This window comes from Stenotrophomonas sp. YJH_SMC_6 (assembly GCF_059371335.1).
In genome coordinates, this window is the sequence record NZ_JCAFUM010000017.1 from 84,212 (window position 1) to 96,954 (window position 12,743).

Sequence of the window (12,743 nt, forward strand, 5' to 3'; positions counted from 1 at the left end):
GAGCCGGCTCAGCCCTCGTTGCGCGGAATCGCGAAACGGTAGCCGCGGCCGCGCACGGTCTCGATCGGCTTCAGTTCGCCATCCGGGTCCAGCTTCTTGCGCAGGCGGCCGATGAACACTTCCAGCACGTTCGAGTCGCGGTCGAAGTCCTGCTGGTAGATGTGCTCGGTGAGGTCGGCCTTGGAGACCAGTTCACCGGCGTGCATCATCAGGTACTCCAGCACCTTGTATTCGTAGCTGGTCAGGTCGACATTGCTGCCGGCCACGCTGACGGTCTGCGCAGCCAGGTCCAGGGCGACCGGGCCGCATTCCAGGGTCGGCTTGCTCCAGCCGGCAGCGCGGCGCAGCAGCGCGTTGACGCGGGCCAGCAGCTCTTCGACGTGGAACGGCTTGACCAGGTAGTCGTCGGCGCCCTGCTTCAGGCCTTCGACCTTGTCCTGCCAGCTCGAACGCGCGGTCAGGATCAGCACCGGGAACTTCTTGCCTTCGTCACGCAGGGCCTTGATCAGCTCCATGCCCGACATCTTGGGCAGGCCGAGGTCGATGATGCCGACATCGAACGGAACTTCGCGCCCCATGTAGAGGCCTTCCTCGCCGTCCTGCGCAGCATCGACGGCAAAGCCTTCGCGCTTGAGCCGGGCTGCCAGGGTCTCACGCAGCGGGGCTTCGTCTTCGACCAGAAGGATACGCATGAACTCTCCCTAGTGTCCTGGGTGTGGCCCGGAGGCCTGTGGGGTACGGGTTGATAGCGACAACTATCCCTGTTCAGGGGTTATCGCCGCGTAGTGATGACATATCCGACCGCGGCGTGCGCGGCTGTGAACGCGACGGTGCGGGGTCGTCCATGTAGCGGACCCGGCCCCGGTCGTCCATGTACTTCACCCGGTTGATGTCACGCCCATCGAACGGCACGCGCTCGGCGCCGAGGATGTGGCCGCCGGTGGTGCGCTGCACGCGGCGCACGGCATCGGACAGCGAGCGCTCGTCGCCACGGCCACCGCGCTCGCCCCGCTCCATCATCTCCGCGCGCCCCTGATCGCCACGCGGCGGCTGTTGCGCCAGCGCCGAAGACAGCGGCGCAGCCGCCAGCACCACGCAGGTGGCCAGGGCAATGCGGCGATGGAAGGGAGCGGAAGACATCGATGCGATCCTAGCCGAGCACGGCGATTCGTTCAAAAGTCGTAAATCCGGGAGCCGGGTTCGGGACCCGGCGCTTTACAAATCCTTTGCAAATTCTTGGTTTGGGGCAGTGAATCCGGTCTGAACTTTTCCGGCCCTGCGCTCGCGTCGTTCATCTAGGTGAACATTCGGGACGAATCGCCGCCCCTTGTCAAGTCAGAACCGTGACCGACGTCACGCTGCGGCGCGATCAGCTTCGCGTTCGGTGACCGCCAAGGCCTGTTCGATCAGGCTCCAGCCGGCGCCCGGGCGGTGTGCGCCCTCGCTCAGCACCTGGCGAAATGCGCGACCACCGGGCTGGCCATGGAACAGGCCGAGCAGGTGGCGGGTGATGTGCTTCAGCGCCAGGCCTTCGCCCAGCCGCGCCTCGATGTAGGGGCGCATCGCGCGCAGCAGGTCACCACGTGCCTGTAGCGGGGCGCCGGTGTGCAGCGCCTCCAGCTGATGCAGCAGATAGGGGTCGTGATAGGCCGCCCGGCCCAGCATCACGCCATCGACGTGCGCGGCCTGCGCCTGTACCGCCTCGATGCTGGCCAGGCCACCGTTGATCACCACCGGCAGTGCCGGGCGCTCCTGCTTCAGGCGGTAGGCCCAGTCGTACTTCAGCGGCGGAACCTCGCGGTTCTCCTTCGGCGACAGGCCCTTCAGCCACGCGTTGCGCGCATGCACCACCACCATCGCCGCACCAGCGGCGACCTGGCGGTCGACGAAGCTGGCAAACACGTCGTAGTCGTTGTCCTCGTCCACGCCCAGGCGGCACTTCACCGTTACCGGGATGTCGACCGCATCGACCATGGCCGCCACGCACTCGGCCACCAGTACCGGCTCGCGCATCAGGCAGGCGCCGAAACGCCCGGCCTGCACGCGGTCGGACGGGCAGCCGCAGTTGAGGTTGACCTCGTCGTATCCCCACTCGGCGGCAATGCGCGCAGCCTGCGCCAGCAGGGCCGGATCGCTGCCGCCCAGCTGCAGCGCCAGCGGCTGTTCGCTGCGGTCGAAGCCGAGCAGGCGCTCGCGGTCGCCGTGGATGACCGCGTTGGCGTGCACCATCTCCGTGTACAGGCGTGCACCCGGCGCCAGCACGCGATGGAACACGCGGCAATGGCGGTCGGTCCAGTCCATCATCGGGGCAACGGACAGGCGCAGGGAATCAGCGTAACGGGCGGTGGCGGACGTCATCGGGGTGTTGATCGTGGAGACTAGCATTGCCAGTGAGATCAATAGTTTACACCGCCCGGCTGAATGGCGGCGGCTGGCGCCCGGATAGCGGGGCGCCCGGGCCCGAGGGCCGTCCGCAAGCCGGGCGGCGCCACCCCACAATGACGGGCAACCGGTCACAGTTGTCGCGATTCGTTGACGACGACGAAATATTGACGCCGTTATAGTCCGTCGCTCGCAATGGATTGGACGTGTGGAGCAGATGATGCAGCACAAGCGTTTGAGCAGGACCCTCGCCACCGCGCTGGCGGTCGCCGTACTGGCCATCGGCACGGCAACCGCAGCACCGGCTGCCACCGGGCTGAGCCCGGCCTTCACCACCTGCCGTGACAAGGCACAGGGTGCGATCGAGCAGGCCGCCTGCCTGACCTCGGAAAGCGCACGCCAGGACCAGCGCCTGAACCAGGCCTACCGCCAGCTGCAGGCAAAGCTGACTGGCGCAAAAAAGACCAAGCTGGTGAATGCCCAGCGCGCGTGGCTGCAGTCGCGCAGCCGCGATGGCGAACTGGATACCGCGCTGTACGACGATTCGCAGCCCGGCAACCTGCAGGGCGAGCTGAACGATGTGATGCGCCTGAGCGCGCGTGCCGACCAGCTGCAGAAGTATCTGCAGCTGCTGGACTGACCCTTGAGGGGCAGACCCTCTGACTGCACAAGGATGTAAGACATGCCAACCAACATCGATACCCATGATCTCGATGCCACCTCCGGCGCCGTGTATTTCGCCGTCGGCCGTGGTACCGAAGGTGGCCCCGCCTCCTATCATCTGGCCATCGCCGGCATCACCCAGGGCGTGACCGAACCGCACTGGGGCACGGTGAACAAAGTCGCGCAGAACAGCGGTTACAGCCTGGGCGCGATCCAGGTCGACTTCGGCCAGCGCGGCGAGTGGGCGCTGGGCGCCATCGACGGCCACGCACTGAAGGCGGGCGAGACGACCTATGTCGACGCCGTGATCGATCAGGCCAGCACCTATGCCAAGGCGCACAACCTGCCCTTCACCCAGGACCACGCCGACCTGCGCCGCGACCTGCTCAGCCACGGCAATGGCCTGAGCGGGCGCAGCTCGATCCAGTTCATCGATACCAACACGCGCGACAGCATCAACGCCTGGGCCGGTTCGGCCGAGGGCAAGCAGTGGATCCACGCGAACATCGACTACCCGCAGGTGCGCAACGCCACCCGGATCGGCATGGCGATGGTGGACGCACACGGCAGCGGCATCGCCGAGGAAAACCGCTTCGAAGCGATCAGCCTGATCGCCAAGACCGCCAACCAGTTGCCCAGCCAGCTGCCCAAGCTGCAGAAGGTGCTGGAAGAAGGCGGTGACTACGAGGCGCTGCGCGCGAAGGCCGGGCAGATCCGCGAGACCTACCAGTACTTCGACGCGCCCAAGGCCGGCGACATCGCCGTGCGCTACGAAAATGCCTATGCCAACAACAAGGACGCAATGGACCGCGCCCATGCCAAGGTCAGCAGCCGCGACTACTCGCCCGCCGGTGAGCACAATGATGCGGACATCAAGGTGGCGCTGGACCAGATCGGCGCACCGCGCCAGCAGGCCGGTTCGCAGACGTTGAAGGAAGGGTCCAGCGGCCGTGACGTGCTGAAGCTGGAGAGCAATCTGGTCACGTTGGGCTATGCCAGTGCTGGCGGCCAGCAGACGCTGAATCCGGACCGGCGCTTCGATGCCACCACCCGCAAGGCGGTGGAAGACTTCCAGCGCGCACACAACCTGGACCCGGTGGACGGCAAGGCCGGGCCAGCCACGCTGGCCGCGATCGACCGCGACGCGCGCGAACTCCAGGGCAACCTGGCCGCGCTGGGGCTGACCGACGCCAAGGGCCAGGCCATCGGCAGCGATGGCTATCTGGGCGGTGGCAGCCGCCATGCGATCAACGCTTTCCAGCAGCAGCATGGCCTGCCAGCGACCGGCATTGCCGATGCGGAAACCCGCCAGGCGCTGGCCAATGAAGTGCAGCAGCGTGCGCAGGCACAGGGCAGCACCCCGGAACAGCAGGCCGCGGCCGAGCCTGCGCGCGAGACGGTGTACCCGATGTCCGACCCGCGCAGCCCGCAGAACTGGCTGTACACCGAGACCCTGGTGCAGGTGAAGTTCGCCGAGGAAGCGCGTGGCCTGCCCTCCGGCGAGCACAGCGAGAAGCTGGCCGCTGCGCTTACCGTGGAAGCTGCACGTGCCGGCCTGTACCGGGTTGATCGCGTTGAGCTGAACCAGGATGGCTCGATGGCGCGCGCGGTGCAGGCCAATGCACTGCACGACGAAAGCGCGTTGAACCGCAATACCGCGCCGGTATCGACGGCAGACGCGATGCGCCAGAGCGTGCAGGAAAACAGCGAGCGGGCATTGCAGGTGAGCGATCAGCAGCGCGAGCAGCAGAAGATCGACCAGCAGACCCAGCAGCACGGCCCGCGGGCCATGATGGCGTAAGAGAGCGGGCCAACCGGCCCGTGAGTGCCATTGCCTTGCTCACCCCTCGTCGGCTTGAGGCCGACGAGGGCGTTGGTTGAGGTGCGTCGAGGATTGTCGCAAATGCGAGGTCTTGCGTCCCCCGGAGCGTGCCCACGCTTCGAGGGAGTCGGCCTCGAGGTGTAGCCGATCCGGTTTGATCGCGTCGACGCTTTGACGACAGATAAGTCCGTCCGGAGCTTTCCCCAAGTGATCACTACCCGCCATCCATAGGCGGTCTGCTTCTTGAAACACTGCCGCCTCAGGCGGTCAGGTCTCACGGGTGGGCGTCGCGCAGATCAATCTGTACCCTCGGCGTCACGTGCTGGTAATCGAACACCGCACCCAGATGGCCGGCCGAGGCAAGGAACACCTGCCCACGCACGCGGTAGACCTGCGTGTCACCGGCATCGTAGCGCTGCATATCCAGCATGCGGCCGAGGAATCGATGACCAGGTTGGCCATGCCCTGGGCGACGCATTCGCGATCACGCTCGCTGGGCGTCTCGGCGATGTCCTCGACGTTCTGCGACGATGCCGGACAGCGGAAGGCAGCGAAGCATGCCGCCGCTCTACAATCGGGCCATGGCCACCCACCGCCCGCAGTTCTTCGACCCCGCAACCGAACAGGGCGTGCTGCGCCTGTCGATCGCCGCCTCGCTGCTGCTGGCCGCCGCCGCAGTGGTATTCGGCCTGCTGGCCAATTCCTCGCTGATCATCTTCGACGGCATCTACGGCCTGATCGATGTGGTCATGACCTGGCTGTCGCTGCTGGTGGCACGCCTGATCGCGCTGTCCACCCAGACCGATGCGTTGCAGTCGAGGCTCAACCAGCGCTTCACCATGGGCTTCTGGCACCTGGAACCGATCGTGCTGGGGGTCAGCGGCACGCTGATGATCGGTGCGGCACTGTATGCCCTGGTCAATGCGGTGGATGCGTTGATGTCCGGTGGCCGCCACATCGCACTGGGCCCGGCCATTGCCTTCGCCGGGCTGTCCATCGTCGGCGAAGGCGCACTGGCCTGGTTCATCCTGCGCGCCAACCGCCGCATCGGCTCGGAGTTCATCGCACTGGATGCGAAGAACTGGGTGATCGCGGCCAGCATGTCGGCATGCTACCTGCTGGCCTTCCTCGGCGGCGTGCTGGTGCAAGGCACGTCCTGGGCCTGGGTCGGGCCGTACATCGACCCGGCCATCCTTGCCTTCGTCTGCGTGCTGGTGATGATCGCCCCGCTCGGCACCGTGCGCCGGGCGCTGGCCGGCATCCTGCTGGTCACCCCGCCGGAGCTGCAGGCGCACGTGGATGCCGTGGCACGCGCGATCGTGGCCAAGCATGGCTTCGTCGAGCACCGCAGCTACGTGGCGCAGGTGGGGCGAGGTGAGCAGATCGAGCTGTTCTTCGTGGTGCCGGAAAACGACCCACCGCGGCCGCTGGTGGAATGGGACCAGCTGCGCGACGAGATCGGCGACGCGCTGGGCGAGGCCTCGCCGGACCGCTGGCTGACCATCATGTTCACCACCGATCGCGAGTGGACGATCTAGGCCGACAGGACGATCTATCAAGTTTTTCGTACGCTCTGCAACCCAACGTACGCGGAAAGCGGGCAAAGTAGGCTCCAACGCAACACCCACCCACCGACCAGGAGCATCCCGATGTCCATCGAAAAGGTTCTGTACACCGCCCAGGCCACCTCCACCGGCGGCCGTGAAGGCCGTTCCGTCTCCTCCGACAACGTGCTGGACATCCAGCTGTCGACCCCGCGCGAGCTGGGCGGCGCCGGTGGCCCGGGCACCAACCCGGAACAGCTGTTCGCCGCCGGCTACTCGGCCTGCTTCCTGGGCGTGCTGAAGTTCGTGGCCGGCCAGGCCAAGGTCGCGCTGCCGGCCGACACCACCGTCACCGGCAAGGTCGGCATCGGCCAGATCCCGACCGGCTTCGGCATCGAAGCCGAGCTGACCATCAGCGCTCCGGGCGTGCCGCGCGAGCAGCTGGAAGAGCTGGTGCAGAAGGCGCACATCGTGTGCCCGTACTCCAACGCCACCCGCGGCAACATCGACGTGACGCTGATCGTTGCCTGATGGGGTGCTGCCGGCCAGCGGCCGGCACTACCAACGTGAAGAGCAAAAAAATGGGCGGATGCCGGTCGAAACCGAACATCCGCCCATCCCACCTTCGTTGTCCCACAGGGGGGCATGAGGTTGCCGGCCAGCGGCCGGCACTACCAGGTCACTTCTCGCTCGTGATGAGCTGCACGACGCTGGAGAAATCCAGCTTGCCGCGGCCGGCCTGGTGGTTCATCGAGTACAGGTTGCGGGCTACTTCGCCCAGCGGAATCGAGGCGCCGACACTCATCGCCGCTTCCACTGCCAGGCCCATGTCCTTCAGCATCAGATCGCTGCCGAAGCCACCGCTGTAACCGCGCGAGGCCGGCGCGTTTTCCAGCACGCCCGGCCAGGGGTTGCACACTTCGGTGGCCCAGCTGCGGCCGGTGCTGACCGCCATCATCTGCGACAGCACCTTCGGGTCCAAGCCGTGCGCCACGCCGAGTGCGATGGCTTCACCGGTCACCGCCATGATCACGCCCAGCGCCATGTTGTTGCACAGCTTGGCGACCTGGCCAGCGCCGCTGGCGCCGACGTGGAAGGTGTTCTTGCCCATCGCCTGCAGCACCGGGCGTGCGCGTTCCAGCGCGTCTTCCTCGCCGCCGACGATGAAGGTCAGGGTGCCGGCCTGGGCGCCGGCGGTACCGCCGGACACCGGTGCGTCGATCATCTGCAGGCCACGTGCGGCGGCCGCTTCCGAGACCTTGCGGGCGCTGGCCGGTGCGATCGTGCTGCAGTCGATGACCAGTGCGCCGGCCGGAATCGCGGCAAGAATGCCGTCGTCGCCCAGATACACGCCTTCGACGTGGCGGCTGGCCGGCAGCATCGAGATCACCACCTCGGCATCGGTCAGGGTGTCGCGCGCCGACGACGCAGCACTGGCACCGGCGTCAACGGCGGCCTGCACCGCGGCCGGGACCAGATCGAACACGCGCACGCTGTGGCCGTTCTTGACCAGATTGGCGGCCATCGGGCCACCCATGTTGCCCAACCCGATGAATGCAATGCGGCTCATGCAAGGCTCCTTTCAACAAGGGGAGTGCCCAGGTCGGCCAGCGGATGCGCGGCGGCGGCCCAGGGGGAAGCGAAGAAGGTGTCGGCCCACGCGCCGGTGGCCTCGGCCAGGGTGGCCGGGTTCCACTGCGGATTGCGGTCCTTGTCGATCAGCAGCGCGCGGATGCCTTCGGCGAAATCACCGTGGGCGGCGCAATGCAGCGCGACGATGTACTCTAGGCGATAGATCGCGGCCAGATCCTGGCCGGCACTGCGGCGCTGCAGTTCGTACGCCAACCGTGCCGAACCGGGTGCACCGGCGGCGAGAGTCTTCTGTGCGGCCTGCAACCAGGCGTCGTCGGTCTGCAGGCCGGCAATGCGCGTCACGATGGCCTGCAGGTCATCGCCTTCGCACAGCGCCTCGACCTGCGCCGCATTGGCCAGCAACGGGCCGGTGGCGGCGTCGCTGGCGTGCGACTGCAGCAGATGGGTCAGGCGTTCGTGGTTGTGTGCGGCATCGCCCGACCAGGCCACCTGCAGCAGCGCATCGAACACCGCGCTGCGGCGTTCTTCTGCCACGTGCACGTCGGCCAGGCCGGCGTAGATAGCGTCGCCCGGGTTGAGCAGCGCGCCGGTCAGCGCCAGGAACAGGCCGCCCTTGCCCGGTACGCGCGGCAGCAGCCAGCTGCCACCCACATCCGGGAAAAGGCCAACGGTGATTTCCGGGAAGGCCAGCTTGGAGCGCTCGCTGACCACGCGGTGGCTGGCGCCGGACATCAGGCCGATGCCGCCGCCCATCACGATGCCATGGCCCCAGCACAGGATCGGCTTGGCGTAGGTGTGGATGAGATGATCGACGCGGTATTCAACGTCGAAGAACTCAGCGGCGTAGTCGTTCTCGCGGATGTCGCTGCGGCCAGCCTCGCGGAAGGCAACCATGCTCTTGTACAGGCTGTGCAGGTCGCCGCCGGCGCAGAACGCCTTCTCACCGGCACCCTGCAGCACCACCATGGCGATGCCGTCGTCATCGGCCCAGGCATTCAGCTGCTTCAGCAGCAGGTGCGCCATCGGCAGCGAGAAACCATTGAGCGTGCGCGGCGCGTTGAGCGTGGCGATGCCGATGCGCGTGCCGTTGCCGGCCACGCGCTCCTCGAACAGCACCGGTGCGTCGTCGGCAGCGGTGTCGATGCTCATGCGTTCTTCCACTGCGCGGTGCGCTTTTCCAGGAAGGCGGTCACGCCCTCGACCTGGTCGGCGGTGTCGAACAGGTCGACGAAGGCTTCACGCTCGGCCACCAGCGCCGAGGCGTGGGTGCCGGTGCGGGTGGACTGCACCAGGGTCTTGCAGGCGGCGATGCTGGTCGGGCTCTGCTTGCCGGCCTTCTTCGCCCATTCCAGGGCCAGTGCCTTGGCTTCGCCCTTGCCGACCTTTTCTTCGGCCAGGCCGATGCGCAGTGCGGTCTCGGCATTGATGCGCTCGCCCAGCAGGATCATGCGCTTGGCCCAGCCCTCGCCGACCAGGCGCGGCAGGTTCTGGGTGCCACCGGCACACGGCAACAGGCCGACGGTGGCCTCCGGCAGCGCCACCTGGGCGTGGTCTTCGATGATGCGCAGGTCGCAGGCCAGTGCGCATTCCAGGCCACCGCCCATGGCGTAGCCGTTGATCGCGGCGATCGACACGCCACGGAAACCGGACAGCGCTTCGAAGGCTTCACCGAAGCGGCGCGCGGCCTCGCGTGCAGCGGCCTTGTCGCCGGAGGCGAACTGGTTGAGGTCGGCACCGGCGGAGAAGAACTTCTCGCCGTCACCGGTGATCACCAGCGCGTAGATGTCGCGGTCCGCGTTGAGCGCGCCCACCAGGTCGCGCAGCGCCGACAGGCTGTGCACGGTCCAGGTGTGCGCCGGCGGGTTGTTCAGGGTGACCACGGCGGTGTGGCCATCCACCTCCACCTTCAGGCCCACGTGCTCCTGGGTACGCCAATCCTTCATCGCAGTTCCTCTTCGGTGTTGAGCAGGTGACGGGCAACGATCACCCGCATGATCTCGTTGGTGCCTTCCAGGATCTGGTGCACGCGGCAGTCACGCAGCAGGCGCTCGATCGGGTACTCGCGGATGTAGCCGTAGCCGCCGTGGATCTGCAGCGCTTCGTTGCAGACGTTGAAACCGGCATCGGTGGCGAAGCGCTTGGCCATCGCGCACCACACGTTGGCGTCGCTGGCACCGGCATCGAGCTTGCGCGCGGCGGTGTGCACCATCTGCCGGGCGGCGACCAGCTGGGTGACCATGTCGGCCAGCTTGAACTGCAGCGCCTGGAACTCGGCCAGCGCCTTGCCGAACTGGCGGCGCTCGCCCATGTAGCGGCGTGCGGCATCCAGCGCACCCTGCGCGGCACCCAGCGAGCAGGCGGCGATGTTGATGCGGCCGCCGTCCAGACCCTTCATCGCCAGCTTGAAGCCGCCGCCTTCCTCTCCCAGAAGGTGGCTGACCGGCACGCGGACGTTTTCGAAGGTGATGCCGCGGGTGGGCTGGCTGTTCCAGCCCATCTTCTCTTCCTTGCGGCCGAAGCTGATGCCCGGCAGGTCCGACGGCACCGCAATGGCGCTGACACCGCCGGCACCGGCACCACCGGTGCGCGCCATCACCACCAGCAGCTCGGTGGCACCGGCGCCGGAAATGAAGGCCTTGGAGCCATTCAGCACATAGAAGTCGCCATCGCGCACGGCGGTGGTCTTCAGCGACGCCGCATCGGAACCCGCACCCGGTTCGGTCAGGCAGTACGAGGCCAGCTTGAGGCCCGAGGACAGATCGGTGCCCCACGCATCGCGCAGGGCCGGCTGGCCCCACCTGGACACCATCCACGAGGCCATGTTGTGGATGCTGATGTAAGCCGCGGTCGACGGATCGACGTTGGCGAGCTCCTCGATGACGACGGCGGCGTCCAGTCGGCTCAGGCCGCTGCCGCCCACTTCCGGGTCCATGTACAGGCCGCAGAAGCCCAGTTCACCGGCCTTGGCGATCGCCTCGCGCGGAAAGATGCCCTCCGCATCCCATCGCGCGGCGTGCGGCGCCAGTTCGGCCTGTGCGAAGTCGCGCGCCGCCTCGCGGTACGCCTGCTGCGCTTCTTCCAGTTCCGTCGTCATCGAGTGGCTCATGGCTGCTCCTGCCGTTACTTCAGGCTGATCGTGGTGTTGACGCCGTGGCTCAGCGTCTCGTCATCGAACCAGCGCGCGGTGACCGTCTTGGTCTGGGTGTAGAACAGCACCACCTGCTTGCCGTACGGGCCCAGGTCACCCAGCTTGGAGGCGCGCGAACCGGTGAACGAGAACAGCGGCACCGGCACCGGGATCGGCACGTTGATGCCGACCTGGCCGACGTCGATGTCTTCCTGGAACTTGCGCGCGGCCGCGCCGGACTGGGTGAACAGTGCGGTGCCGTTGCCGTTCGGGTTGCTGTTGACCATCGCGATGGCGTCTTCCAGCGTTTCCGCTTCGAGGATGACCAGCACCGGCCCGAAGATTTCTTCCTGGTAGATGCGCATGTCGGTGGTGACACCGGCAAAGATGGTCGGGCCGACGAAGTTGCCCTTCTCGAAGCCATCGACCTGCGGCTTGCGGCCGTCGAGTACCAGCTTGGCGCCCTGCTCCACGCCCGAGGCGATCAGGCCTTCCACGCGCTCACGGGCGCTGCAGGAAATGACCGGGCCGACGTCGGTGCCGGACACGGTGCCGGCGCTGACCTTCAACGTCTTGGCCTTTTCGACCAGGTCCTGCACCCAGTTGCGCGCCTCACCGACCAGCACCAGGGTGGAGGCGGCCATGCAGCGCTGGCCAGCGGCGCCGAAGGCGGCACCGACCATCGCGTTGAGGGTCTGTTCCTTGTTGGCGTCCGGCAGTACCACGGCGTGGTTCTTGGCGCCCATCATGCACTGCACGCGCTTGCCGGCCAGCGAGGCGCGGTTGTAGACGTGGGTGCCGACGCGGGTGGAACCGACGAACGACACGGCCTTGATGTCCGGGTGGTCGCAGATCGCGTTGACCACTTCCTCACCGCCGTGGACGACGTTCAGCACGCCCTTCGGAATGCCGGCTTCCAGGGCAAGCTCGACCAGGCGCATGGTGACCATCGGGTCCTGCTCGGACGGCTTGAGGATGAAGGTGTTGCCCGTTGCAATCGCCATCGGGAACATCCACAGCGGGATCATCGCCGGGAAGTTGAACGGGGTGATGCCGGCGCACACGCCCAGCGGCTGCATGATCGTGTAGGTGTCCACGCCATTGGCCACGTTGTTGGCCAGCTCGCCCAGCTGCAGGTTGCCGATGGCGGCGGCGTGCTCGACCACTTCCAGGCCGCGGAACACATCGCCTTCGGCGTCCGGCAGGGTCTTGCCCTGTTCGGCGGTGAGGATGTGGGCCAGCTCGCTCATGTTCTCGCGGATCAGCTGCTGGTACTTCAGGAAGATGCGCGCGCGGGTGCCGATCGGGGTCTTGCGCCAGGTCTTGAAGGCTTCCTTGGCGGCGGCGACGGCGGCGTCCACTTCGCCGGTGGTGGCGAACGGCACCTTGGCCAGCACGTCCTGGGTGGCCGGATTGATCACGTCCTGCCAGTGGGAGGTGGCCGATTCAACGAACTGGCCATCGATCAGCATGCGGATACGGGGCGCTGCAACAGTCATGACGACAATCCCACAGGGTGCGAAAGATGCTTGGCATTATTCACAGCACCCGTCTCGATTTCCGGGCTGAATCCGCTTAATCTGGCCAACACGCCAGACGATTCATGTTAATT

13 protein-coding genes are annotated in these 12,743 nt (G+C 66.8%); 4 read left to right on the plus strand and 9 right to left on the minus strand.

All coding sequences use genetic code 11. The features are described from left to right. Positions 1–8 precede the first annotated feature (8 nt). From AC5P9N_RS19035 to dusA, 3 genes are all read right to left on the minus strand, one after another. The gene (locus tag AC5P9N_RS19035) at positions 9–692 is read right to left on the minus strand and encodes a response regulator transcription factor (protein ID WP_004136763.1); all 684 of its coding nucleotides are present in this window, start codon (positions 690–692) and stop codon (positions 9–11) included. A 73-nt stretch (positions 693–765) separates the two neighbouring features. Beyond that, on the minus strand, positions 766–1,140 hold the full coding sequence (locus AC5P9N_RS19040) for a hypothetical protein (RefSeq protein ID WP_005407693.1): 375 nt from the start codon (positions 1,138–1,140) through the stop codon (positions 766–768). Positions 1,141–1,353: 213 nt separating this feature from the next. Then, complete coding sequence (gene dusA / locus AC5P9N_RS19045) at positions 1,354–2,385, minus strand: tRNA dihydrouridine(20/20a) synthase DusA (RefSeq protein ID WP_099484569.1); 1,032 nt, start codon at positions 2,383–2,385, stop codon at positions 1,354–1,356. Positions 2,386–2,602: 217 nt separating this feature from the next. Here dusA and AC5P9N_RS19050 point away from each other — a divergent pair, with 217 nt between their 5' ends. Both AC5P9N_RS19050 and AC5P9N_RS19055 read left to right on the plus strand, forming a co-directional pair. Continuing rightward, positions 2,603–3,022 carry a lysozyme inhibitor LprI family protein gene (locus AC5P9N_RS19050; protein WP_219625293.1) on the plus strand — a complete coding sequence of 140 codons (420 nt, stop codon included), beginning with the start codon at positions 2,603–2,605 and terminating at the stop codon, positions 3,020–3,022. Between the two features lie 42 nt (positions 3,023–3,064). Further along, entirely contained in the window at positions 3,065–4,846 is a 1,782-nt protein-coding gene (locus AC5P9N_RS19055; protein ID WP_012478814.1) for a peptidoglycan-binding domain-containing protein, read from the plus strand. Between the two features lie 295 nt (positions 4,847–5,141). Here the strand turns inward: AC5P9N_RS19055 and AC5P9N_RS19060 are convergent, their stop codons facing one another. Beyond that, on the minus strand, positions 5,142–5,297 hold the full coding sequence (locus AC5P9N_RS19060; protein ID WP_005407689.1) for a hypothetical protein: 156 nt from the start codon (positions 5,295–5,297) through the stop codon (positions 5,142–5,144). Positions 5,298–5,424: 127 nt separating this feature from the next. Between AC5P9N_RS19060 and AC5P9N_RS19065 the strand changes: the two genes are divergently transcribed. Together AC5P9N_RS19065 and AC5P9N_RS19070 are read left to right on the plus strand one after the other, a co-directional pair. After that, the gene (locus AC5P9N_RS19065) at positions 5,425–6,405 is read left to right on the plus strand and encodes a cation diffusion facilitator family transporter (RefSeq protein ID WP_005407688.1); all 981 of its coding nucleotides are present in this window, start codon (positions 5,425–5,427) and stop codon (positions 6,403–6,405) included. 111 nt (positions 6,406–6,516) lie between these two features. Then, positions 6,517–6,942 carry an organic hydroperoxide resistance protein gene (locus AC5P9N_RS19070; RefSeq protein WP_495223875.1) on the plus strand — a complete coding sequence of 142 codons (426 nt, stop codon included), beginning with the start codon at positions 6,517–6,519 and terminating at the stop codon, positions 6,940–6,942. 148 nt (positions 6,943–7,090) lie between these two features. Here the strand turns inward: AC5P9N_RS19070 and mmsB are convergent, their stop codons facing one another. The 5 genes from mmsB to AC5P9N_RS19095 are packed head-to-tail and all read right to left on the minus strand — an operon-like array spanning position 7,091 to position 12,630. After that, positions 7,091–7,981, minus strand: a complete 891-nt coding sequence (mmsB, locus tag AC5P9N_RS19075; RefSeq protein WP_099484571.1) for a 3-hydroxyisobutyrate dehydrogenase — start codon at positions 7,979–7,981, stop codon at positions 7,091–7,093. Continuing rightward, complete coding sequence (locus tag AC5P9N_RS19080; RefSeq protein WP_099484572.1) at positions 7,978–9,153, minus strand: enoyl-CoA hydratase/isomerase family protein; 1,176 nt, start codon at positions 9,151–9,153, stop codon at positions 7,978–7,980. Before AC5P9N_RS19080 ends, mmsB begins: the two co-directional genes overlap by 4 nt. After that, positions 9,150–9,947: an enoyl-CoA hydratase gene (locus tag AC5P9N_RS19085; protein WP_005411946.1), complete on the minus strand. Its 798-nt coding sequence runs from the start codon at positions 9,945–9,947 to the stop codon at positions 9,150–9,152. Before AC5P9N_RS19085 ends, AC5P9N_RS19080 begins: the two co-directional genes overlap by 4 nt. Further along, positions 9,944–11,110 carry an acyl-CoA dehydrogenase family protein gene (locus AC5P9N_RS19090; RefSeq protein WP_060380143.1) on the minus strand — a complete coding sequence of 389 codons (1,167 nt, stop codon included), beginning with the start codon at positions 11,108–11,110 and terminating at the stop codon, positions 9,944–9,946. The genes AC5P9N_RS19085 and AC5P9N_RS19090 overlap by 4 nt, the downstream gene beginning before the upstream one ends. 14 nt (positions 11,111–11,124) lie before the next feature. After that, positions 11,125–12,630 carry a CoA-acylating methylmalonate-semialdehyde dehydrogenase gene (locus tag AC5P9N_RS19095; RefSeq protein WP_012478809.1) on the minus strand — a complete coding sequence of 502 codons (1,506 nt, stop codon included), beginning with the start codon at positions 12,628–12,630 and terminating at the stop codon, positions 11,125–11,127. Between the last annotated feature and the right edge of the window lie 113 nt (positions 12,631–12,743).